This is a genomic window from Actinomycetospora sp. ABD4_176, assembly GCF_056311855.1.
Map to the genome: position 1 here is coordinate 495629 of NZ_CM149974.1, position 21832 is coordinate 517460.

A 21832-nucleotide genomic window follows, 5' to 3' on the forward strand; every position below is an offset into this window, starting at 1 on the left:
GTGACGGACCGGACCGACGACCCCGTCCTCGACCGGGCCCGCGCGGCCGTGGTCGACCCCGGCGCCCACGTCGTGCCGGGCACCGACGTCCTGCACCGGCTCGGCGTCGACGAGACCCGCTGGGCGGCCTTCGCCGACCACTGGGACGACCTGGCCGCCGACCCCTACGCCGCGCGCTCGGGCACCGAGCGCCGGCGCCGGTACGGGCGGTTCGCCGTCACCCCGGACGGGCGGCGGGAGCTCACGCCCCACGGCGAGTTCCGCCAGCCCGCCGACACCAACCCGCTCTTCGTCGACGAGGGCCGCGCCTTCGAGCCCCTGACCGAGGCCTTCCTCACCGACCCCGTCCTCGACGGCGTCCTCGCAACGCTCGGCGGGATCGCCGGCGCGCTGGACGACCCGCCGCGCTGGGACGTCCACGTCCACCCGTTCCGCGTGCTCGGCTCCGCCGGCAGCCGCGGCGACGCGACCCCCGAGGGACGCCACCAGGACGGCGTCACGCTCGTGTCCTCGCTGCTGGTGGACCGCGGGAACGCCACCGGCGGCGCGAGCACCGTCGTCGACGGCGACGGCCGCGAGATCCTCACCACGACGCTGGCCGAGCACGGGACGCTGCTCGTCGGCGACGACCGGCGCACCTGGCACGGCGTCGAACCGATCCGACCGGTGGACCCGGCGAAGCCGGCGCGCCGGGACGTCCTCGTCGTCACCTTCATGCGCCCGGCGGGTGACGCGTGACCGCGGGGTCGTCGACGGCTCCCGACATCGTCACCGTGGAGTCCGTCGCGGACGCGGCGTCCTGGGACGACCGCGACGCCGTGGTCGCCGGCCTGCGCGAGACGCCGCCGCGCATCCCCGCCTGGTACGGCTACGACGCCGTCGGCGCCGACCTGTGGGTCGAGCTCTCGCAGCTGCCGTCGTACTACCTGCTGCCGGCGGAGTTCGGGCTCCTCAAGCGCCACGCCGACGAGGTCGCCGAGCGGGTCGGCGCGCACGTCGCCGAGCTGGGCAGCGGCAGCGCGGCCAAGACCCGCCTCCTGCTCGGGGCGTGCCAGCGGCGGCGCCCGACGACCTACCTGCCGATCGACGTGACCCGCGCGATGCTCGAGCGCAGCGCCGCCGAGCTGCCCGCCGAGATCGACGGGCTGACCGTGCAGGGGCTGTGGGGCCGCTACGAGGCCGCGCTCGCCCACCTGCGGGCGCACCGGCCCGGCCCGCTGACCGTCGTGTGGCTGGGTAGCGCCGTCGGCAACACGACCACCGCCGAGCGCGCGGCGCTGCTCGACGACGTGGCCGCCACCCTCGAGCCCGGCGACCACTTCCTCGTCACCGCCGACCTCCTCAAGCCCGGTGACGTGCTCGAGGCTGCCTACAACGACCCGCCCGGCGCCACCGCCCAGGCGCGGTTCCGGCAGAACCAGCTCGAGCACTTCACCCGGGTCTTCGACGGCGACGCGCGCGCCGACCGGTTCTACCCGCGGGCGAGGTGGGACCCGGAGGTCTCAGCGGTCGTCGGGCACCTGTTCGCCACCGAGGACCAGACGGTCACCTTCCGGGGCCTCGACCACGCGCTCGACCTGCGTCGCGGGGAGTCGCTGGTGCACGGCTATTCGGTGAAGTTCGGGCGCCCGGAGTTCGTCGCCGAGGCGGCGGCTGCGGGCTTCGACCTCGACACCGAGTGGATCGACCCGGTGTGGCAGTACGGGCTGTTCCTCTTCAGGAGGGCGTGATCTCCCCGGGACGGAGCCCGTGCACGAGCTGGTCGACCAGCGTGCGGGCGAAGGTCTCGGTCAGGGGCTGGTCGGGGATGAGCAGCCGGTGGTAGCAGGCGCCCCACAGCTGGTCGACCACCGCTTCGGCGTCGACGTCGTCGCGCACCTGGCCGCGGTCGCGCGCGGTCTCGACCGCGGTGACGGCGAGCGCGCGGCGCGGCGCCGAGTAGTGCTCGCGGTAGGCGGCGGCGAGCTCCGGGTCGGTCTGCGCCCACCCGATGAGCTCCGCGAGCACCCGCCCCGCCGCGGTCCCGGTCAGCAGCCGCACGAAGGCGAGCAGCTGCTCGGTGAGGTCGGCGGCGATGTCGCCGGTGTCGGGGAAGGCCAGCGTGCTCTCGACGGTGCGGAAGTACGCCTCGGCGGCGAGCGCCCCGCGGGAGGGCCACCACTTGTGCAGCGTGGTCCGGCTCGCGCCCGAGATCGCCGAGACGCGCTCGAAGGTGAAGCCGGCTATGCCCTCGGCCAGCAGCAGGTTTCCCGCGGCGGCGAGCACCTCGCCGCGGACCTCGTCCGCGGGCCGGCGCCCTCGGCCCCGCCGCGGGGTCTGCTGCTCGGTCACCGGGATCACGCTAGCGGCTCCGCGTGCAGGAGATCGTCGAGGCCGATGCGCCGGTAGAACTCGGTGCGCACGCGGTCGCCGACGGCGTTGACGACCTCGGCGCCGTCGTCGGCCGGGTCGACGTGGACCCGGAACGGCCGCTGTCCGGCCGGGGTGTCGACGACGCGGACGATCGCCCGCGCGACCTCGGCGGGGTCGGCGTCGGGGGGTGCGAGCTCGGCGAGGCGCGCCCCGACCTGGTCCATCAGCCCGCCGTAGCGCTCCTCGTACGCGGCGGCCACCGCCTCGTCGGCCGCCCGACCGGCATGGGCGAAGTGGTTGGTGCCGCTGGTGAACGAGCCGGGCACGACGATCGAGGTGTCGACGCCGAACCGGGCGAGCTCGGCGGCGTAGCTGACCGCGAGCGAGTCCATCCCCGCCTTGGCCGCGAAGTACGGCGCGAGGTAGGGCGGGGTGCCGCCGCGGGTGCTCGTCGACCCGACCCAGAGCACGAGCCCGTGGCCCTGGCCCCGCAGGTGGGGGAGGGCCGCGCGGTTGAGGCGCTGGGTCGACACGACGTTGGTGTCGTAGACGCTCGCGAGCTGCTCGGGGGTGAAGGCCTCGGTCGGGCCGAGCACCATGTGCCCGGCGTTGTGGACCACCACGTCGAGCCCACCGCTCTCGGCCACGATCCGCGCGACCGCGGCGTCGACCGACGCCTGGTCGGCGACGTCGAGCTCGACGGTCCGCAGGTCCACCCCGTGCTCGGCGGCGAACGCCGCGGCCTCGGCGACCGCCGGCGCGTTGCGGCCGGCGGTGTCGCGGATGCCGGCGTGGACGGTGTGCCCGGCCCGCGCCAGCGCGCGGGCGGTCATGGCGCCGAAGCCGGACGACGCCCCGCTGATGACGATGATCATGTGCCTTCTCCTCTCAGGCCAGCCCGCCGTTGGCGAACAGGGTCTGGCCGTTGACCCACCGGGCGGGTCCGGCGAGGAACGCGACGGCCTCGGCGATGTCGCCGGGCTGTCCGAGGCGCTCGAGCGGCGGGGCGGCGGCGAGGGACGCGACCTGCTCCTCGGACTTGCCGTCGAGGAACAGCGGGGTGGCCGTCGGCCCGGGCGCGACGGCGTTGACGGTGACGTCACGGCCGCGCATCTCGCGGGCGAGCACCGGCACGAGCGCCTCGACCGCGCCCTTGCTGGCGACGTAGGCGCCGTAGGTCGGGAGGGACAGGCGCGTGACCGTCGTCGAGAACGCGATGATCGCCCCGCCGGCGCGGACCCGGCGCGCCGCCTGCTGGGCGACGACGACCGTGCCGCGGATGTTGGTGCGGTGCATGCGGTCGAGGTCGTCGAGGTCGAGCTCGGCGATCGGGGTCAGGATCATGATCCCGGCCGTGTTGACGACGACGTCGACGCCGCCGAAGGCCTGCTCGACCGCGTCGAACGCGGCGGCCATCTCCTCGGGGTCGGCGACGTCGCCGCCGACGGCGATCGCCTGCCCGCCGGCCTCCTCGATCGTCGCGACGACCTCCTCGGCGCGGGCCTTGTTGCCCGCGTAGTGGACGCCGACCGCCATGCCGTCGGCGGCGAGGCGCTCGGCCACGGCGCGGCCGATACCGCCGGAGCCGCCCGTGACGAGCGCGGTGCGGGTGGTTGCCGAGGTGGGCTCGGTGCTGCTCATGGTCTCCTCCGGTCCGTTGATGTGGACGCTGCGCCCATATAGAAGCACGAAGTGGACGTCGCGTCCACATTTGGGGTCGTGCTCGCGCTCACACGAACGTGGGATGTGCTAGCGATGCGGCTTCGCTGGCATTTATCGCCAGGATCGCCACATTCTCGCGAGCGCGACACGCCGCGCGCGGCTCACGCCAGCGTCAGTCGGCGGCGACCTCGAGCAGGGTCCCGCTGGTGAGCTCGACGAGCTCCGCGGCCGTGGTCGGGAACATCGCGTGCTCGTCGCCCGCGCCCGCCCACACCGTCGGGTAGGCGGTGAGAGCGACGTCGACGACGCACGGCAGCGGCGCCGGGTGCCCGACCGGCGCGACGCCGCCGACGCGCTGGCCCGTGGCGCGCAGCACGGTCTCGGGGTCGGCGCGCTTCACCCGGCGCTTGGCGACCCCCAGGTGCGCGGCGACCCGGCCGGGGTCGACGCGGTGCGCCCCCGACGCCAGCACCAGCACGACGCCGTCGCCGGCGGTGAACACGAGGCTGTTGGCGATCGCGCCGACCTCGCACCCCAGCTGCTCCGCCGCGGCCGCCGCCGAGGGCACCGCCGTGTCGAACGTCCGGATCTCCCGCGGCGACCCCGCCGCCTCCAGCGCCCGCCGCACCGCGTCCCGGCCCGTCGTCTCGATCTCCACGGCGGCGGAGGCTAGGACGGTGACCGTGCGGTCCGCCAGCGGGTTCGACCTGGCGGTGGGCGAGAGGCCTCCCACCGGTCGCTCGACCCGCCTGACCTGCGAGGATCGCCCGTCCGGGCTCATCTGCTGGACCCTTCGGCGTCGTTTGTCCTCCGGCCGTGATGGGCCATCCTCGTGACCATGACTGCACGCGCGACCGGCTCGCGGGCCCGCATCCGCGATCGCGGCCAGATCGACGCCCTGGTCCTCGCCGCGCTGGCCGGCGGCGCGAAGCGACAGGACGAGATCGCCGAGACGCTCCGCGCTCAGGTCGGCGACGCGCTCGACCTGCCCTACTCCCGGATCGTGCCCACCCTGCACCGGCTCCAGCGCAACCGCCTCGTCAGTCGCCCGTCCTCGGACCCCCGCCGCTACCGGCTCACCGACGTCGGCGCCCGCTCCCTGTCCGCCCGTCGCCGCGCCGCCGACACCTTCGCCGCGTCCGTGCACCGCCTCGCCGACGACCAGGAGGCCGGGTCTCGCTGAGACGGGTCTCAGCGTTGGGCGCCGCGGTGTCGGGGGTGTGTTCTAGGTTCGAACACATGAGCGAACCGGTGGGTGTGGGCGGGCAGGGGCTGCTCGACCGTGCCCGGGCGCGGATGGTGGCGTTGCGCGTCGAGCAGTTCCGGTTGCTCGAGGACATCGCCGCGCTCGAGGCGGGCGGGGTCGCCGAGCGCACCGGGGATCGGGGTACGGCGCGGCTGGTGGCGGAGCTGTGGCGCGTCGACGCCCACGACGCGAAGCGGTGGTGCGAGGAGGCTGCCGACCTCGTGGCGCGGTGCTCGTTGCTGGGGGAGTCGTTGGCGCCGCGGCTGCCGGCCACCGCGGCCGTGGCCGCGGCGGGGCAGATCGGGGCGGGGCACCTGGCGGTGATCCGCCGCACGATGGCCCGGCTGGACCGGGTGGACACGGTGAGCGTCGAGCAGTGGGCGCAGGCCGAGGCGATGCTGGCCGCCCAGGCCACGTGGTTGGCGCCGCGCGCGCTGGCCAAGGCCGCCGAGGCGTTGCTGGCGCGGCTGGACCCGGACGGGGTCGCCCCGGGCGACGGGGAGGACTGCCGCGACGAGCTGGTGTGGGTGCGGCGGCGCCGCGACGGCGCGTTGGAGTACAAGGGCCGGTTGCACGATCCGGTCGACGCCGAGGCGTTCTGCGAGGTCATCGACGCCCTGGCCCAGCCGTGCGGGCCCGAGGACCGCCGCGAGATCGGGCGCCGCCGCGCCGACGGGCTCAAGGACCTCGTCCAGGACGCCCGCCGCCCCGGCGGCCTCACCGCCGACACCGGCCAGCCCGACACCGGCCAGCCCGACACCGGCCAGCCCGACCCGGTCGACGACACCGCCGACCAGGACACCCAGGACGCCGAGGATGCCCTGATCTCCGCGCCGCGCCCGGCACCCGAGCGGGCGGGGCGGGTCGAGCGGCCGCCGCGGGTCGAGCGGCCCGGCCGGGCGCTGCTGACGATCACGATGGACCACCGGTGGCTGCAGGCGGCCACCGGCCACGCCACCCTCGACTCCGGACACCGGGTCGCCGCCGCCACCGCGCGCCGCTGGGCCTGCGACGTCGAGGTCGTGCCCGTGGTGCTCGGGTCGCGCTCCGAGCCCCTCGACGTCGGCCGCGCCACCCGCACCGTGCCCGAGGCGATCCGCCGGGCGCTCAACCTGCGCGACGGCGGCTGCGCCTTCCCCGGCTGCGACCGCCGACCCCGCCGCTGCCAGGCCCACCACCTGCACCACTGGGCCGACGGTGGGCCGACCTGCCTGGCCAACCTGGTGCTGGCGTGCTGCTATCACCACCGGCTCATCCACCACGGCCACTGGCAGGTCGCCATCGTCGACGGGCTGCCCTGGTTCACCCCGCCACCCTGGATCGACCCCGACCAGCAGCCCCGACCCGGCGGGCGACCCCGCGTTCCCCTCTGAGTCCGGTACTCAGCTCCGCGGGGGAGCTGCGAGGTCGTCGGCGTCCTCGTCGACCTCGATCCCCAGCGGGCGCAGCGAGGCCCAGAGCAGGAAGGCGGCGGCCACGACGAGCAGCACGATCCCGGTCCACAGGTTCACCGCGAACCCGGCCGCCTGCGCGCGCTCGGCCGGGCCGTCGGTGAGCCCGACGATCACCAGCACCACGCCGTAGAGGCCGAGCAGCCCTCCGATGACGTACCGCACGTCGAACAGCCGGGCCATCCGGCTCGTGACGGCGGGGGTGTTCTCACTGGTCACGACGGACTCCTCAGGCGAACAGGATGTTGAGGACGACGGTCAGGGCGAGGGCGATGCCGCCGAGCAGCACCGGCCGGCGCCACCACACGGCCTCGCGCGGCTGGCGGATGGTTGGCACGACGCCGTCGGCGCCCGCGACCCCGTAGACGATCCCGGCGAGCTGCGACCGTGCCGGGGCGCGGCCGAACAGCGAGACCAGCACGGTGACCACGGCGTCGACGAGGAACGCCGCCCCCGCCTGGTAGAAGGTCACCTCGATGTCCGAACCGAAGGTCAGCAGGCCGGCCTTCGACAGCACGAACACCGCGGTGCCCGCGACCACGCCCGAGAGCAGGCCCCAGAACCCGCCCCAGCCGGTGGTCCGCTTCCAGAACATGCCGAGGATGAACGTCGCGAAGATCGGCGCGTTGAAGATGCCGAACAGCGACTGCAGGTAGGTCATGATGTTGTTGAAGCCGGCCGCGAGGAACGCGGCGCCGACGGCGATGAGCACCCCGCCCGCGGTGACCGCCCGGCCCATCGTCAGGTAGTACGCGTCCGAGCGGACCCGCGCGAGGTAGGGCTGCACGAGGTCGTAGGTGACGACGGTGTTGAGCGAGCTGACGTTCGCCGCCACACCCGCCATGAACGACGCGAACAGGCCGGTGACGGCGACGCCGAGGATGCCCTGCGGCAGCAACTGGCCCATGAGCGCGGGGATGGCGTCGTTGTACTCGAGCCCACCGGTCTCGTCGTTGCCGAAGTTCGGGATGGCGACGAGCGCGACCAGACCCGGGATGATCGTGACGGCCGGGATCAGGATCTTCGGGAACGCGGCGATGAGTGGCGTGCGCTGGGACGCCGACCGGTCCTTGGCCGAGAGGGCGCGCTGGATCTCGGCGAAGTTCGTCGTCCAGTAGCCGAAGGAGAGGACGAAGCCGAGCCCGAGCACGATGCCGATCCAGCTCGCGCCGATGGGGTTGGTGACGTCCCCGGCGCCCGTGCCTTGCCACGCGTGCAGGCCCTCCGGGCCGAGGGCGGACGCCTCGACGCGGCGCCCGAGCTCACCGAACCCGCCCACCGAGCGCACCGCGACGATCGCGAGCGGCACCAGGCCGGCGAGGATGATGAAGAACTGCAGGACCTCGCCGTAGATCGCCGATCCCAGGCCGCCGGCGCCGATGTAGACCAGGACCACCGCGGCAGAGGCGAGGATGCCGGCCCACAGCGGCCACCCGAGCAGGGCCTGGAGCACGATCGCGAGCGCGTAGAGGTTGACGCCGGCGATGAGCACGCTCGCCACCGCGAACACCACGGCGTTGAGCACGTGGGTCTCGTTGTTGTAGCGCAGCCGCAGGAACTCCGGCACCGAGCGGACCTTGCTGCGGTAGTAGAAGGGCATCATCACGATGCCGAGGAACACCATCGCGGGGATGGCGCCGATCCAGTAGTAGTGCACGGTCGCGACGCCGTACTGCGCGCCGTTGGCCGCCATCCCGATGATCTCGGTGGCGCCGAGGTTCGCGGCGACGAACGCCAGGCCGGTCACCCACGCCGGCAGCGAGCGTCCGGCGAGCAGGAAGTCGGCGCTGGTGCCCACCGCGCGCCGGGCGACGACGCCGATGCCCAGGACGACCACGAAGTAGACCGCCAGCAGGGTGTAGTCCAGCCATCCCAAGTCGAGCCGCAGCATCGCGTCTCCCTGTCACTTCCGGGCCGTGAACGTTAACGTGATGGTTCACGAGACTGATCCCGGTGTTGGTTCCGCGTCAAGGGGAGGGGTGTTGGACGGGCACGGCGCAGGAGGCACCGCAGGAGGCACCGCAGGAGCTGCCGCGGTCGGTCAGGACGTCCTCGAGGAGGTCGAGCAGCTGCCCGACGGCCGCACGATCCGGTTCTTCTCGTGGTCGGAGGGGACGGCCGAGGGGACGGCCGAGGGGGAGGAGGGGACGTGAGCGAGCGCCGGTACGACCCGACCCACGACGAGTGGGTCACGTTCGCGACCCACCGCCAGGACCGGACCTACAAGCCGTCGGCCGCGGCCTGCCCCCTGTGCCCGACGCGTCCCGGTCACGAGCCCACCGAGATCCCCCGCGACCACTTCGACGTCGCGGTCTTCGACAACCGCTTCCCGTCGCTCTCGACCCGCCCGCCCGCGCCGGACATCGCCGGCACCGACCTCGTGCCCGTCGAGCCGGCCTACGGGCACTGCGAGGTCGTCGTGTTCACCGACGACCACGACGCCACGCTCGCCGACGTCGGGACCGCGCGCGTGCGGCTGCTCCTCGAGACCTGGGCGCGCCGCGTCGCGGGCCTCGGCGCCGACCCCGGCGTGCGCTACGTGCTCCCGTTCGAGAACAAGGGCGAGGCGGTGGGCGTCACGCTGCACCACCCGCACGGCCAGATCTACGCCTACCCCGACGTCCCGCCGCGCCCGGCGCGCGAGCTCGCCGCCGGGCGCCGCCACCACGACCGCACCGGGCGCTGCGTGTTCTGCGACGTCGTCGCGGCCGAGGCGGGCGGGCCCCGCGAGGTCGTCGCCGGGGAGCACGTCGTCGCCGGGGTGCCGCCGTGGGCGCGCTTCCCGTACGAGGTCGACATCTGGACCCGCGAGCACGTGCCGTCGCTGCCCGAGCTCCCGGGCGAAGCCCGCGCCGACCTCGCCGGCGTGCTGGCCCGGGTCCTGGCCGGCTACGACGCCTTCTTCGGCGCCGAGACCTCGTACCTGCTCGGCCTTCACGCCGCGCCCACCGACGGGAGCGACCGCGACGTCGCCCACCTGCACCTCGAGATCTGCCCACCACACCGGGGCGGGGGCAAGCTGAAGTACCTCGCGGGCTCGGAGACCTTCGGCGGCGCGTTCCTCACCGACGTCGCGCCGGAGGTGGCCGCCGAGCGCCTCCGCGAGGCCTGTGCACGGGTGGAGGTGCCGGCGTGAACGAGCGGGGGGATCTCCTGGCGTCCAGCGACGGCGTGGACCCCAGGCTGACCACCCCGGACGTCGCGGAGGTCGCCGTGGCGTTCCGGGAGGCCGTTGGGCGCGAGCCGGAGGGCGTGTTCGCCGCGCCCGGGCGGGTGAACCTCATCGGCGAGCACACCGACCACAACGAGGGGCACGTGCTGCCCTTCGCCATCGACCGCCACTGCCGGGTCGCCGCGGCCCGCCGGTCCGACGACACCGTCACGGTCCGCTCCGCGCAGGCGCCCGACGAGCCGGTGACGACGACGCTGGACGCGCTGCCCCGAGCGCGGGGGTGGTCCGCGTACGCGCTCGGGACGCTCTGGGCACTGCGCGAGGCGGGGCTACCGGGCGAGGACGGCTGGGACCTCGTCGTCGCCGGCGACGTCCCGCTCGGGTCGGGGCTCTCGTCGTCGGCGGCGCTGGAGTGCGCGGTGGCGCTCGCGGTCGCCGAGCTCACCGGCGCCGACCTCGACCGCCCGACCCTCGCCCGTGCCGGGCGCCGCGCGGAGAACGACGTCGTCGGCGCCCCGGTCGGGATCATGGACCAGGCCGCCTCGCTGCTCTGCCGCGACGGTGCGGCGCTGCTGCTCGACTGCCGCACGCTCGAGGGGCAGGACGTGGCGCTGGGGCTCGACGAGGTCGGGCTGGTGACGCTCGTCGTCGACACCCGCGTGCGCCACGACCTCGCCGACGGCGGCTACGCCGACCGCCGCGCGGCGTGCGTCGCCGCCGCCGCGGCGCTCGGCGTGCCGGCCCTGCGGGACGCGACGCCGACGATGCTCGACCAGCTGGACGGCGACCTGCGCAGACGCACCCGCCACGTCGTCACCGAGCAGGCGCGGGTCCACCGGGTCGTCGAGCTCCTGCGCGCGGGCCGGCCCGCCGAGGTCGGCCCCGAGCTGACCGCGTCGCACGCCTCGCTGCGCGACGACTTCGGGGTCTCGGTCCCGGCGCTCGACGCGGTCGTCGAGGCGGCCCTGGAGCACGGCGCGCTGGGGGCGCGGCTGGTCGGGGGCGGGTTCGGCGGGAGCGTCCTCGTGCTGGCCCCGGCGTCCGCGGCCGAGGGGATCGTCGAGGCGGTGGGCCGCCGCGCGGCCGACGACGGTCACCCCGAGCCCGTGGTCCGCGAGGTGCACCCGGCCGGCGGGGCGCGTCGCGAGCCCTGGACGCCGGCCCGGCGGCACTAGGGTCGACACGATGGAGACCGGTCACGCGGCACCGTCGGTGCGGGTGACGATCGACGACGTCGCCCGGGCCGCGGGCGTCTCGCGCCAGACCGTGTCGCGGGCGATGAACGGCAAGGGCGAGATCAGCGCGGCCACCCGGCGGCGGGTGCTGGCGACGATCGAGGAGCTGGACTACCGGCCCAGCATGTTCGCCCGCGGCATGCGCACGCAGCGCGCCGGCACGGTCGGGCTGATCCTCTCCGACATCGCCAACCCCTTCTTCCCGGCCGTCGCCCGCGGGGTGTTCGACGCCGCCGCGGCCGGGGGCTTCTCGGTCGTCGTGCACAACACCGACGCGCACGCCGGGCGCGAGGCGGCGGCGGCGCGGGAGATCCTCGAGCGGGGCGCCGAGGGCGTCATCGGGTTCTTCGAGGCGCTCGGCGACGAGGAGCTGGTGGGCCTGCACCGGCGCGTGCCGCTGGTCGTCGCCGACCGCCGGGCGCCGGCCCCGACGGTCGCCGCGGTGTCGTCGGACTTCGCCACCGGCACCCGGCTCGCCGTCGAGCACCTGCACGCTCGGGGGCACCGCCGCCTCGGGATGCTCGACGGCGCCGTCGGCGTCGACCACGTGCGCCGCCACGCGTTCACCGCCGCCGCCGCGCCGGGCGCACCGGTCGTCACCGGCCCGCCGACGATCACCGGTGGCGCCGCGGCGGCCGCCGAGCTGCTCCGCGAGCATCCCGACGTCACCGCGCTCTTCGCGTTCAACGACCTCATGGCCGTCGGCGCCATCCGCGCGCTGCGCGAGCGGGGCCGCCGGGTGCCGGACGACTGTGCGGTGGTCGGCTACGACGACCTGACCCTCGCCGCCGACCTCGACCCGCCCCTGACCACCGTGCACACCGACAAGTACGAGCTCGGGCGCACGCTGGTCGAGGTCCTCGACGGCGTGGTGCGCGCCCGGCGCGAGGCGAGCGACCAGGACAGCGACCAGGACACGGAGCAGGACACCCCGCAGCGCCTCCTGCCCGCCACGCTCGTGGTGCGCCGGTCGGCATGAGCGACCTCCTGCCGGCGTCGGGCCCGCCCTCGGCGGTCGCCATCCCCGGCCTCGGGCTGACCACGCGCGGCTGGCGGGGCGTCGCCGCCCGCCTCGAGCGCACCCTGCCCACGGCCGTCGTCGCGCTGCCGGCGTTCGGGCTGCGCGCCGACCGCGCGACACCGCTCGACCCGCCCGCGTCCGCCGACCGCCTCGCCCAGCGCCTGAGCGAGCTCGCCGACGGGCCGGTCGTGCTGCTCGGGCACTCCGCGAGCTGCCAGGTGGTCGCCGAGGTCGCCCGGCGCCACCCCGCGGCGGTGCGCGGGCTGGTGCTCGTCGGCCCGCCCCCGGATCCCCGCTTCACGCCACGCACGGGCCTGGCCGCCCGCTGGCTGCGCACCGCGGTCCGCGAGGACCCGCGGCGCGTGCCGGGCATGGTGCGCGACTACCTCACCACCCGGCTCTCCGGCTTCGGCCGCGCCCTGCGCGCCGCCCGGGGTCACGACCTGCGCGCGGCGCTGCGGGACTCCGCGGTGCCGGTCGTGGTCGTCCGCGGCCCGCACGACCACCTCGCGCCCGCGTCGTGGATCGACGCCCTGGCGGCGGTCCGCCCGGGGATCACGGCGGTGACGACCCGCGACGGGGCGCACATGGTGCCGCTCACGCGCCCCGGCGAGCTCGCGGGCGTGTGCCGGGCGCGCTTCGCGGGGTAGTCGCCGCCATGGCAGCACAGCGCCCGACGCGGGTGACGATGACCGAGGGCGGGCCGTTCCTGGTCGAGGGGCCGGTCGAGCTGGAGCTGCCCGACGGCACCATGGTGACCAGCGAGCGCCCGGTCGTCGCGCTGTGCGCGTGCCGGCGGACCAAGCGCTACCCGTTCTGCGACACGAGCCACCGGCGCAAGGTGCGGCCCGACCGGGAGCAGACGGGCTGACCAGGCCGCTGATCAGGCGGGTTGGTCGGCCGGCTGATCAGGCGGCGGCCGGCAGCGCCGGCGCCCGCAGCGACGACGTGCCGGCCGACCAGGACCGCACGAGGTGGTCGGCGAGGTCGTCCTCGAGCAGCGTCGAGGCCTGGATCCCGAGGACGACGTCGGCGGCGAGCTCCGGCTCCCGCTCGAGGAGGCCGGCGACGAGCTCGCGGCGCACCAGCTGCTCGTGCACCGCGTCGGCCTCGACGTGCTCGGCGTAGAAGTCGGTGACCTCGCCCGGCAGCCCCAGCCGCTCGATCGCGGACACGAGCCGTGCCGCCCCGGGCGGCGAGGTGATCTCGATGAGCGCGAACTGCCCCACCGACGCCCCGCGCCAGCGCCGGTGCAGGCCGAACAGGCTCATGATGTTGACGGTCGCGAGCGTCGGGGCGGGCGCCACGTCGAGGTAGGCGCCGTACGCGGTGTCCAGCCCGAGGCCCGCCATCATCGCGGCGTAGATCCGGGCGTGCACCCGCTCGGCGCGCCCGGCACCGAACTCGTCGTGCTCGACGGTCATCAGCGACGCCTTCGCCCGGCCCTCGACGCCGTCGAGCCGCGGGATCACCCAGGCCTGCGGGTCGGCCTCCTTGAGGTGGTAGATCGACCGGTGCGCGACGTACTCGTCGAGCTGCCAGCGCTCGCCGTCGCGCGCGAGGTGCCACGACGGCCCGGTGCCCTCGGTGGGCTCGACGAGCAGCCCGTCGATCGCGGCGTCGACGTCGTCGCCACCCGCGACCCGCGCCCGCACCGCGTCGAGGAACGGCGCCTCGAGGTCGGCGCGCAGGCGCAGGAGGTCCGGGTCCCACTCCAGGTCGTCGGCGACCCCGTCGAACGAGCGGTAGTGCACCTCGTAGAGGCAGTAGAGCGCGAGCTGGAGGTCCTCGCCGACGGGGTCCAGCTGGTGGACCTCGGGCCGGCGCGGCAGGTCGGCGGCGGGGCGACGGCCGGCGAGCACGTCGAGCACGTCGCTCGAGACCGGACCGCGGGCGCGGGGCAGGACGGGCACGGATCGCTCCTTCGCGAGGTCGGCACGGCGAACGCCGGCTCCGGGCGCACGTCGTGGTACCCGATCGGGTCGCCGCCGGAGCGTCGTCCCGCACGTGACATCCGCGACGCCGATCAACGGCGCTGCGGGGGATGGAGCAACGGGGGAGACCGGGTAACGCCTGCCGCGGGTCGACGCCGAGGTCGAGACCGAGCCCAGCCGGCGACCGCGACCCGACTCGTCACCACCGAGCCGAGCCGAGGAGCCGATGACGACCGTCGCACCCGAGCCGCGCCGCACCCGCGACGCCATCCCCGCCGAGACGTCCGGGACGTCCGGGACGTCCGAGACGTCCGGGAGGTCCGAGACGTCCGGGACGTCCGGGACGTCCGGGGCCGGAGTCCCCCCGGTACCCGCGACCGGGATCCGCCCCCACCACCGCGTGTTCCGCGTGCCCGGCGTCTACCCGGTGCAGCGCGACACGTGGCTGCTCGCCGACGTCCTGCGCGACGAGCTCACCGACCACGGATGCGGCGCCGCCCGCCCGTGCCGCGTCCTCGAGCTCGGCGCCGGTGCCGGCGCGCTCTCGGTGGTCGCCGCGGGGGTCCCGGGCACCGACGTCACCGCCGTCGACCTCTCGCGCCGCGCGCTGCTCTCGACCCGCGTCAACGCGGCCCGGCACGGGCGCCGGGTGCGGACGCGGCGCGGCGACCTGACGGCTCCGGTGGCGGGGGAGCGGTTCGACGTCGTCGTCTCCAACCCGCCCTACGTGCCGGCCGCCACCGACGACCTCCCGACCCACGGTTGGGCGCGGGCCTTCGACGGCGGGCGCGACGGTCGCGCCGTCCTCGACCGGGTCTGTGACGAGGCGCCCGGGGTGCTCACCGGGGGCGGGCGCCTGTTGGTCGTGCACTCGGCGTTCAACGACCCCGCCCTGACAGTGGCCCGCCTGGAGGCGCGCGGTCTGTCCGCCGAGGTGGTCGCCCGCCACGAGCACCCCTACGGCCCGGTGCTCACCGCGCGCAGCGCGCTGCTGCGCGAGCGCGGGCTGGCGACGGCGGACCAGCACACCGAGGAGCTCGTCGTGGTGCGCGCCGTGCGCCCGGCGGCCTGACCGCGGGAGGAGCGGCCCCACCACGGTGGCCGACGCCCGCTCGTGTGTTGCCGGTCAGGACCGGTCCGCGCCCCGGTCCGCCCGGTCGTCGGGATGCGGCTCGGTCCGGCCCCGGTTGACCGGCGAGTCGCGGCTCGGCTCCGGCTGCTCCGGCGTCGGGCCCTGCGGCGGGTCCTCGCCCTCGGACAGCACGCCGGGGTAGGGCAGGGAACCGGGCGGCGGCTCGACGATCCGCGCACTCGAGATCATCACCACGATGAACCCGAGGATCGCGAGCACCCCGTGCAGCACGTGGTCGGCGGTGTTGAGGGCGAGGAACGTCGAGCCCGCCGTGTTGACGCTGAACGCCGACCCGAAGACGAACAGCAGCAGGTAGACCACGGCCTGGAGCCCGGCGAACGCGCGCAGCCACGTGCGCCTGCGCAGGCACACCGCGCCCAGCACCGCCGTCATCAGCAGCAGCAGGCTGTGGGCGGGGTTGAGGCGCAGGGCGAGGACCGTGTTCGGCACCTGCTCGGTGAACGAGGCACCCCAGCTCGTGACGAGCCCGGCGACGCCCACGACGGCGAGCACGACGACCTCGCCCGCGACGAGGGCGGTGCCGATCCGGCCCAGCAGACCCTCGTGGGGCACCGACGGCAGCGGGTTGCCCTGCTCGTCACGGCTCGGCGGGGCGTACGGGCCCGAGCCCCGACCCTGCTGGTCGTGCTGACCGGGCGTGCCCTCGGCGTCGGGGTTGGGCGGTTCCCCGTGACGGTTGGTCGGGTGCGTCATGCCCGCGGGGATGCCCACCCGACCCCGCCCGGGGAACCCGCCGCGCCGCCGAACCGGCGGGACCCCGGACCCGGCCGTCGTGCCCGCTCACCGGCCCGCGACCGGTGTCACACCGGGCGCGGACGAATACGCGCCGCGATGACGTGGTAGCCGATGGGCGACCGGCCGCGAGGTCGGACGAGCACACGCACCGACACCGAATCTGATCGAGGAGAAGTGTGAGCCACCAGGCCGACATCATCGCCCAGCTGCGCTCGATGCTGCAGTTGACCCAGACCGAGGTCCAGGTCGCGCGCATCCGCGTGGCCCAGGCACGGACCGAGGCCGTCCGGCGCGAGCTGACGCAGAACGCCCAGAACGCCGAGCGACGCAGCGCCGAGATCACCCGCGAGCTGCAGCGCCTCGGCGGTGTCGCCGACATCGTCTCGCCGCTGGTGGGTCGCGTCGGCGCCGTCGTCAAGGGCACCGTCGAGCAGGCCGGCCCGGTCGACGAGGCCCTGCTCGGCGACCTGACGCTCGAGCACCAGCTGCGTGATCGCGCCGTCTACCTGCGGGCCCTCGCCGAGACCGCCAAGGACACCGGCGTCCGCCAGCTCGCCGACCGCCTCGAGGAGGCGCACTCGGCCACCATCGAGTGGCTGACCACCGTGCTCGCGGAGCACGCGCTCGGCGGCCCGCCGGCGCTGCGGCCGACGCCGGTGCAGATGGTCGTCGGCGGCGCCACCCGCGCGGTGCGCCTGCCGGTCAACTTCGCCCGCGAGCAGGTCAGCCGCTGGGCCGCCCGCCTCCAGCAGGGCGGCGACCAGGTCCGCGCGGTCGTCACGGACACCGCCGGGCGTGCCGTCCGGCTCGGCGAGGACACCCGCGAGGTGCTGACCACCGGCCGCGACGCCGCGCTGGACCGTGCCGAGCGCGTCAGCCGTCGCGAGGGCGCGACCGACGCCGCGCAGGTCCTCCACGAGGCCCGCGCCCGCCTCGGCGCCCTGCACGCGAGCGAGCTGCCGATCCGCAACTACGACCAGCTCGGCGTCAGCGACGCCGTGGCCGAGATCAAGCAGCTCGACGACGTCGAGAGCCTGAACAAGGTCATCGTCTACGAAGAGGCGAACAAGAACCGCAGCGGCATCGTCTCCGCGGCCCAGACGCGTCACGCCGCGCTGGCCCAGGAGGTCGTCGGTATCCGCTGAGCGGAGCGCTCACCCACCGCGGGCCGTCCGGGTCGTCCCGGCCGGCCCGCGGTGACGTCTCGACAGGAGGCCGTCGTGTCGGCGCTGGAGATCGTCCAAGGGATCGCGCAGGTCCTGTCACCGCTGCTCTACGCGGCCTTCATCGTCGTCATCTACTTCCAGCTGCGGGCGGCGCGGGAGTCGGTGCGGGAGGTCCGCCAGGAGTTCCTCGCCGCCGGGCGGCCGGTGGTCGCGGTCCACGACGAGTTCGACCACGGGACGCGCGCGCTCAGCCTCGCGGTGGAGAACGTCGGCCAGGGCCCGGCCAAGTCGATCAGCTTCGAGTTCTCCCGCCCGATCGAGAGCTCCGACGGCGTCGTCGTCTCCGGGCTGCCGCTGTTCTCCATCGGCCTGACGTCGCTCTCCCCGGGTGCCCGGATCACCTGCTTCTGGGACGACCTCGACGACCAGATGACGTTCCTGCGCAAGAACGGCCTCGAGGGCGAGGACTTCCAGGTCACGGTGTCGTACACCGACCTGCCCGGGGCCTCGTACTGGAACACCTGGGACATCCAGCCCGCGATCTACGAGGGCCTGCGCCCGCCCTCGCGCCCCGCGCAGCACGCCCAGGACCAGGCCGGGGAGATCACCGACGGCGGGGGAGGCGCCCAGGGCGCCCCGCCCGAACCGACCGGCGAGCCGGCCCAGGTGACCGCGTCCACGGGGGCGACCGAGGGCACGTGACCCACGGGCGCCGACCGCTCAGTTCCTGACCGCCCCGACGATCGCCGCGACGAGCAGCACCAGCGCCAGCACCAGCAGCGCGACCGGCGCGAGCACCGCGGTGAGGATCAGCAGCAGCGCGACGACCACCTTCGTCGTCGTGCTCATCGCCCCGACCGCGCCCTTGATCGCGGCGACCACCGGGTTCTGGCCCTGCAGCTTCGCCAGCGCTCCCTTGATCAGCGCGTTGCCGCCCACCCCGCCGGGGAGCTGGCCCCGGGCGGCGTCGGCGGCGAGGTCACCGAGCCTGTCGGCGTACTCCTCGACCTTCGCGGCGGCCACCCCGGCCAGCCGGTCGATCGCGGTGACGGCCAGGGCGCGGAGCCGGTCGCCCGCGGACGGCGTCTCGGGCGACGACGCGGAAGCACCCGATGCGGCCGACGCCGTGGGGTTCGCGTCCGGCACCGACGCGGGACGCGCCGGAGCCGGACGGCCGTCGGCCACCGGGTCGTACGCGGCGGCGGCGGTCACCCCTGCTCCTGCGCCCGCCGGGCCAGCGCGAGGCCGTCGCGCATGCCCTCGGCGTAGGAGCGCGTCTCCCGGTCCTCGACCGACGGCTCCTCGGCGGGCTCGCTCTCGATGAGCGTGGTCAGCACCGCCTCGACGTCGTCGATCCGCCCGGCCGCGACGAGCTGGTGGAGGCCGTCCACCACCTCGTCGGTCCGGTCCCGTTCCCTGCTCTTCGACCTGTTCTCCGGCACCGCCACGGCCGACTCCTCCTTCGGTTGCGCACAGCCCACCAGCCCCGTACCCCCGCGAGAAGGTCCGCCACGGCGTTGGCACCTCATGGCCCTGCGTGTTCGGCCGTTCGCGGTCGGTGGTGACCCTGGTCGGCTCAGAAGTTCTGGACGTGCTGGAAGCCGAACCGCCCCTTGATGCACAGGTGCCCGTGGGTCACGGAGTGGTCGGCGGGGCTCGTGACGTTGACGATCTCGTTCTGCTGGACGTGCAGCTCGAGGTTGCAGCCGACCCCGCAGAACGAGCAGATGGTCGTCGTCACCGTCTCGGACTCGGGGTGCCACTCGCCGGCCTCGCGCAGCTCGTGCTCGCGGCGGGACACCAGCGCGCCGGTGGGGCAGACGCCGATGCAGTTGCCGCAGTAGACGCACGCCGACTCGGGCAGCGGGGCGTCGAACTCGGTGGCGATGCGGGCGTCGAACCCGCGCCCGGCCGCGGCGATCGCGAACGTGAACTGCGCGTCGCTGCCGCAGGCGTTGACGCACTTGTAGCACATGATGCACCGCGAGTAGTCGCGCACGTACAGGTCGTTGTCGACCTTGACGGGCTGGTGCACGGTCTCCGCCGACGACCCGTCGGGCGTGTGGTGGTGCCCCGCGTGCCGCCGGTCGCGCTCGCCCGCGGCGTTGGGCGGGGCGGGCGGGCCGTAGCGGGTGGGGTCGACGCCGTAGTCGCCGATCCAGCGCTGGACGTCCGCACTCGCCCGGTCCATGTCCACCGACGACGACAGCAGCTCGAGCACCATGCGGCGGCTGTGGCGCACCTTCTCGGTGTCGGTGCGCACCGCCATGCCGTCCTCGCACGTCCGCGCGCACGACGGTACGAGCGTGCGGGAGCCCTCCACCTCGACCACGCACACCCGGCACGCGTTGATCGGGTCCATGTTCGGCGCCCAGCACAGCGTCGGGGTGTCGGCCTGCTCCGGGGTGCCTTCGTCGTGCAGCGCGTCGAGGATCGTCGACCCCTCGGGCACGCGGACCTCGCGGCCGTCGAGGCTGAGAGTGACCCGCCGCTTGATCGTCCCGAGCATCACCGGGCCGCTGCTCAGGCGTTCCTCGGGACCGCGGGCCGGGGCGACCGGGTCGACCACCGTCGGGCCCACCGCCGACGGCGCGTGGGTGTCGCCGTCGGTGCGCTCACCCGGGGGCGGCCCGGTCTCGGCGGTGGTGGTGACGGCCGCGCCGCCCGAGGCCTCGGTCTCGCCGTCGATCCGCTGGCCGTCGGGCGGGCCCGCCGAGCCGCCGCCGGAGCCGGCCGGGCCCTTGCCGGACACGGGGTCGCCGGGGGTGGTCGTGTGCTGGGTGTCGGTCATGCCGAGGGGACCTTCCCGTTGCGGGAACCCCTGTCGGAGTGCTCCCTGTCTGGCGGGTCGAGCAGCCCGAGCTGCAGGGCCGAGGTGACCGCGGCGGGCGCGGTCTGGCCGAGCCCGCAGATCGAGGCGTCGCGCATGACCCGCGCGAGGTCGTCGAGCAGGGCGATCTCGGTCTCGCGCGAGCCGATCGGGGTGTCGCGCTCGAGCCGGGCGAGCGCCTCCTCCTGGCGGACGGTGCCGACGCGGCACGGCACGCACTGGCCGCACGACTCGTCGCGGAAGAACGCCGCGATCCGCCGCAGCGTGCCGGTGAGGTCGGCGTGGGAGTCGAACACGAGGACCACGCCCGACCCGAGCGTCGCCCCGATGTCGCGCGCGCCCTCGAGGGTCAGCGCGACGTCGAGGTCCTCGGGCATGACGAACCCGCCGGCCGCGCCGCCGAGCAGCACCGTGCGCAGCTCGCCGCGCGCGCCACCGGCGAGGTCGAGCAGCTCGCGCAGCGTCGCGCCGAACTCGACCTCGTAGACCCCGGGCGTTCCGACCGCCCCGGAGACGCAGAAGAGCTTCGTCCCCGTCGAGCGCCCCCCGCCGATCTCGGCGAACGCCTGGCCGCCCCGGTCGAGCACGCCGAGCACGTTGTAGAGCGTCTCGACGTTGTTGATCGCGGTGGGCTTGCCGAACAGGCCGACGACGCTCGGGAACGGCGGCTTGTTGCGCGGCTCGCCGCGGAAGCCCTCGATCGACTCGAGCAGCGCGGTCTCCTCGCCGCAGATGTAGGCCCCGGCGCCGCGGCGCAGCTCGATGTCGAAGCCGAAACCCTCACCCATGACGTCGTCGCCGAGGAAGCCGCGGGCCCGGGCGGCGGCGATCGCGTTCTCGAGCCGGCGCGTGGCCAGGGGGTACTCGCCGCGGATGTAGAGGTAGCCGGTGCGCGCGCCCGTGACGTAGCCGGCGATCGTCATGGCCTCGACCAGGGCGAACGGGTCGCCCTCCATGAGCACGCGGTCCTTGAACGTGCCCGGCTCGGACTCGTCGGCGTTGCAGACGAGGTAGTGCGGACGCTCCGGCGCCCCGGCGACGCCCTTCCACTTCACGCCGGTGGGGAACGCGGCGCCGCCGCGCCCGGTCAGCGAGGAGTCCTCGAGCTCGGTGATCACCCGCGTCGGCCCGAGGTCGACCGCCCGGCGCAGGGCGGCGTAGCCGCCGTGGGCGCGGTAGTCGTCGAGGCTCTCGGGGTCGACGACGCCGATCCTGCGCAGCAGGCGCAGCGGCCCGCCCCCGGGCAGGGTGCCGCGCGGGCCGCTCTGCGGGGCGCTGACGCGGGTGTCGGCGAACGCGGCGTCGGCGTCGTCGGCGACCCCGGGCTCGGCGGTGCGGGCCGCGGCCAGCACCTCGTCGGGGCGCGCGGGGGCCTGGGAGAGGTCGGGCTCCGCGGTGCGCTGGTGGAGCACCGCGGGCGCGCGCTCGCACAGGCCCAGGCAGGGGCTGCGCACCCAGCAGGCCTGTTCCCCCTCACCCTCGGGGCCCAGCGCGTCGGTCAGCGCCGTCGCGATCTCCTCGCCGCCGTAGGGGCCGCAGGCGACGTCGTCGCAGACGTGCACCACCCGCGGCGCCCGGGGCTCGACGGCGAACATCGCGTAGAACGTCGCGACCCCGTAGATCTCCGCCGGGGGCACCGAGAGCGTGCGCGCCACGTGGTTGAGCGCGCCCTCGGAGATCCAGCCGACGGCGTCGTGCACCGCGTGCAGCACCGGCAGGAGCAGGTGCCGCCGGGCGCGGGCATCGTGTCCGGCGTGGTGCGAGCGGGTGGGCCGGTCCTCACGGCTGGTGGGATCCGTGAGGGCGCCGAAGGCCGCGTCGATCGTGTCGCGCTCGACGGTGGTGGGCTCGGCCTTCGAGAGGTGCAGATCCATG

At 75.1% G+C, this 21832-nt stretch carries 25 protein-coding genes; 13 read left to right on the forward strand and 12 right to left on the reverse strand.

Going from position 1 to position 21832, the window contains the following annotated elements; translation table 11 throughout:
- Together ACYX4T_RS02390 and ACYX4T_RS02395 are read left to right on the forward strand one after the other, a co-directional pair.
- On the forward strand, positions 1-738 hold the full coding sequence (locus ACYX4T_RS02390) for a 2OG-Fe dioxygenase family protein (protein ID WP_476012981.1): 738 nt from the start codon (positions 1-3) through the stop codon (positions 736-738).
- A complete protein-coding gene (locus ACYX4T_RS02395; protein ID WP_476012982.1) occupies positions 735-1730 on the forward strand; it encodes an L-histidine N(alpha)-methyltransferase in 996 nt (331 codons plus the stop codon). The genes ACYX4T_RS02390 and ACYX4T_RS02395 overlap by 4 nt, the downstream gene beginning before the upstream one ends.
- Here ACYX4T_RS02395 and ACYX4T_RS02400 read toward each other — a convergent pair.
- The 4 genes from ACYX4T_RS02400 to ACYX4T_RS02415 form a co-directional block, all read right to left on the reverse strand.
- On the reverse strand, positions 1717-2331 hold the full coding sequence (locus ACYX4T_RS02400) for a TetR-like C-terminal domain-containing protein (protein WP_476012983.1): 615 nt from the start codon (positions 2329-2331) through the stop codon (positions 1717-1719). The genes ACYX4T_RS02395 and ACYX4T_RS02400 overlap by 14 nt on opposite strands.
- Before the next feature lie 5 nt (positions 2332-2336).
- A complete protein-coding gene (locus tag ACYX4T_RS02405; protein ID WP_476012984.1) occupies positions 2337-3227 on the reverse strand; it encodes an SDR family oxidoreductase in 891 nt (296 codons plus the stop codon).
- Positions 3228-3240: 13 nt separating this feature from the next.
- Positions 3241-3993, reverse strand: a complete 753-nt coding sequence (locus ACYX4T_RS02410) for an SDR family oxidoreductase (protein ID WP_476012985.1) — start codon at positions 3991-3993, stop codon at positions 3241-3243.
- A gap of 193 nt (positions 3994-4186) precedes the next feature.
- The gene (locus ACYX4T_RS02415; protein WP_476012986.1) at positions 4187-4672 is read right to left on the reverse strand and encodes a YbaK/EbsC family protein; all 486 of its coding nucleotides are present in this window, start codon (positions 4670-4672) and stop codon (positions 4187-4189) included.
- Positions 4673-4852: 180 nt separating this feature from the next.
- Between ACYX4T_RS02415 and ACYX4T_RS02420 the strand changes: the two genes are divergently transcribed.
- Complete coding sequence (locus tag ACYX4T_RS02420; RefSeq protein ID WP_476012987.1) at positions 4853-5197, forward strand: PadR family transcriptional regulator; 345 nt, start codon at positions 4853-4855, stop codon at positions 5195-5197.
- A 56-nt stretch (positions 5198-5253) separates the two neighbouring features.
- Entirely contained in the window at positions 5254-6633 is a 1380-nt protein-coding gene (locus ACYX4T_RS02425) for an HNH endonuclease signature motif containing protein (protein WP_476012988.1), read from the forward strand.
- 9 nt (positions 6634-6642) lie between these two features.
- Here ACYX4T_RS02425 and ACYX4T_RS02430 read toward each other — a convergent pair whose 3' ends face one another.
- Both ACYX4T_RS02430 and ACYX4T_RS02435 read right to left on the reverse strand, forming a co-directional pair.
- Positions 6643-6930 (reverse strand): hypothetical protein, encoded by a 288-nt coding sequence (locus ACYX4T_RS02430; protein WP_476012989.1) that lies wholly within the window; start codon positions 6928-6930, stop codon positions 6643-6645.
- A 10-nt stretch (positions 6931-6940) separates the two neighbouring features.
- Complete coding sequence (locus ACYX4T_RS02435) at positions 6941-8602, reverse strand: sodium:solute symporter family protein (protein WP_476012990.1); 1662 nt, start codon at positions 8600-8602, stop codon at positions 6941-6943.
- A gap of 91 nt (positions 8603-8693) precedes the next feature.
- Between ACYX4T_RS02435 and ACYX4T_RS02440 the strand changes: the two genes are divergently transcribed.
- The 6 genes from ACYX4T_RS02440 to ACYX4T_RS02465 are packed head-to-tail and all read left to right on the forward strand — an operon-like array spanning position 8694 to position 13010.
- The gene (locus tag ACYX4T_RS02440; protein ID WP_476012991.1) at positions 8694-8864 is read left to right on the forward strand and encodes a hypothetical protein; all 171 of its coding nucleotides are present in this window, start codon (positions 8694-8696) and stop codon (positions 8862-8864) included.
- On the forward strand, positions 8861-9847 hold the full coding sequence (galT, locus tag ACYX4T_RS02445) for a galactose-1-phosphate uridylyltransferase (protein ID WP_476012992.1): 987 nt from the start codon (positions 8861-8863) through the stop codon (positions 9845-9847). The genes ACYX4T_RS02440 and galT overlap by 4 nt, the downstream gene beginning before the upstream one ends.
- A complete protein-coding gene (galK, locus tag ACYX4T_RS02450; protein ID WP_476012993.1) occupies positions 9844-11058 on the forward strand; it encodes a galactokinase in 1215 nt (404 codons plus the stop codon). The genes galT and galK overlap by 4 nt, the downstream gene beginning before the upstream one ends.
- Before the next feature lie 10 nt (positions 11059-11068).
- Positions 11069-12097 carry a LacI family DNA-binding transcriptional regulator gene (locus ACYX4T_RS02455; protein ID WP_476012994.1) on the forward strand — a complete coding sequence of 343 codons (1029 nt, stop codon included), beginning with the start codon at positions 11069-11071 and terminating at the stop codon, positions 12095-12097.
- Positions 12094-12789: an alpha/beta fold hydrolase gene (locus tag ACYX4T_RS02460; protein ID WP_476012995.1), complete on the forward strand. Its 696-nt coding sequence runs from the start codon at positions 12094-12096 to the stop codon at positions 12787-12789. The genes ACYX4T_RS02455 and ACYX4T_RS02460 overlap by 4 nt, the downstream gene beginning before the upstream one ends.
- An 8-nt stretch (positions 12790-12797) precedes the next feature.
- Entirely contained in the window at positions 12798-13010 is a 213-nt protein-coding gene (locus tag ACYX4T_RS02465) for a CDGSH iron-sulfur domain-containing protein (protein ID WP_476012996.1), read from the forward strand.
- Between the two features lie 37 nt (positions 13011-13047).
- Here the strand turns inward: ACYX4T_RS02465 and ACYX4T_RS02470 are convergent, their stop codons facing one another.
- Positions 13048-14052, reverse strand: coding sequence for an iron-containing redox enzyme family protein (locus ACYX4T_RS02470; RefSeq protein WP_476012997.1), 1005 nt, complete (start codon positions 14050-14052; stop codon positions 13048-13050).
- Positions 14053-14299: 247 nt separating this feature from the next.
- Between ACYX4T_RS02470 and ACYX4T_RS02475 the strand changes: the two genes are divergently transcribed.
- Positions 14300-15145: a HemK2/MTQ2 family protein methyltransferase gene (locus ACYX4T_RS02475; RefSeq protein ID WP_476012998.1), complete on the forward strand. Its 846-nt coding sequence runs from the start codon at positions 14300-14302 to the stop codon at positions 15143-15145.
- A 54-nt stretch (positions 15146-15199) separates the two neighbouring features.
- Here ACYX4T_RS02475 and ACYX4T_RS02480 read toward each other — a convergent pair whose 3' ends face one another.
- Positions 15200-15919 carry a DUF4383 domain-containing protein gene (locus tag ACYX4T_RS02480; RefSeq protein ID WP_476012999.1) on the reverse strand — a complete coding sequence of 240 codons (720 nt, stop codon included), beginning with the start codon at positions 15917-15919 and terminating at the stop codon, positions 15200-15202.
- Between the two features lie 218 nt (positions 15920-16137).
- On the opposite strand from ACYX4T_RS02480, the gene ACYX4T_RS02485 reads away from it, so the two are divergent.
- Entirely contained in the window at positions 16138-17106 is a 969-nt protein-coding gene (locus tag ACYX4T_RS02485; RefSeq protein ID WP_476013000.1) for a ferritin-like domain-containing protein, read from the forward strand.
- A 75-nt stretch (positions 17107-17181) separates the two neighbouring features.
- Entirely contained in the window at positions 17182-17829 is a 648-nt protein-coding gene (locus ACYX4T_RS02490; RefSeq protein ID WP_476013001.1) for a hypothetical protein, read from the forward strand.
- 18 nt (positions 17830-17847) lie between these two features.
- Here the strand turns inward: ACYX4T_RS02490 and ACYX4T_RS02495 are convergent, their stop codons facing one another.
- The 4 genes from ACYX4T_RS02495 to ACYX4T_RS02510 all read right to left on the reverse strand — a co-directional run bounded on the left by ACYX4T_RS02495 (position 17848) and on the right by ACYX4T_RS02510 (position 21831).
- Positions 17848-18339, reverse strand: coding sequence for a hypothetical protein (locus ACYX4T_RS02495; RefSeq protein WP_476013002.1), 492 nt, complete (start codon positions 18337-18339; stop codon positions 17848-17850).
- Positions 18336-18575: a hypothetical protein gene (locus ACYX4T_RS02500; protein ID WP_476013003.1), complete on the reverse strand. Its 240-nt coding sequence runs from the start codon at positions 18573-18575 to the stop codon at positions 18336-18338. The genes ACYX4T_RS02495 and ACYX4T_RS02500 overlap by 4 nt, the downstream gene beginning before the upstream one ends.
- A gap of 128 nt (positions 18576-18703) precedes the next feature.
- Positions 18704-19918, reverse strand: coding sequence for a 2Fe-2S iron-sulfur cluster-binding protein (locus ACYX4T_RS02505; RefSeq protein WP_476013004.1), 1215 nt, complete (start codon positions 19916-19918; stop codon positions 18704-18706).
- Positions 19915-21831, reverse strand: coding sequence for an NAD(P)H-dependent oxidoreductase subunit E (locus tag ACYX4T_RS02510; RefSeq protein ID WP_476013005.1), 1917 nt, complete (start codon positions 21829-21831; stop codon positions 19915-19917). The genes ACYX4T_RS02505 and ACYX4T_RS02510 overlap by 4 nt, the downstream gene beginning before the upstream one ends.
- Position 21832 lies beyond the last annotated feature (1 nt).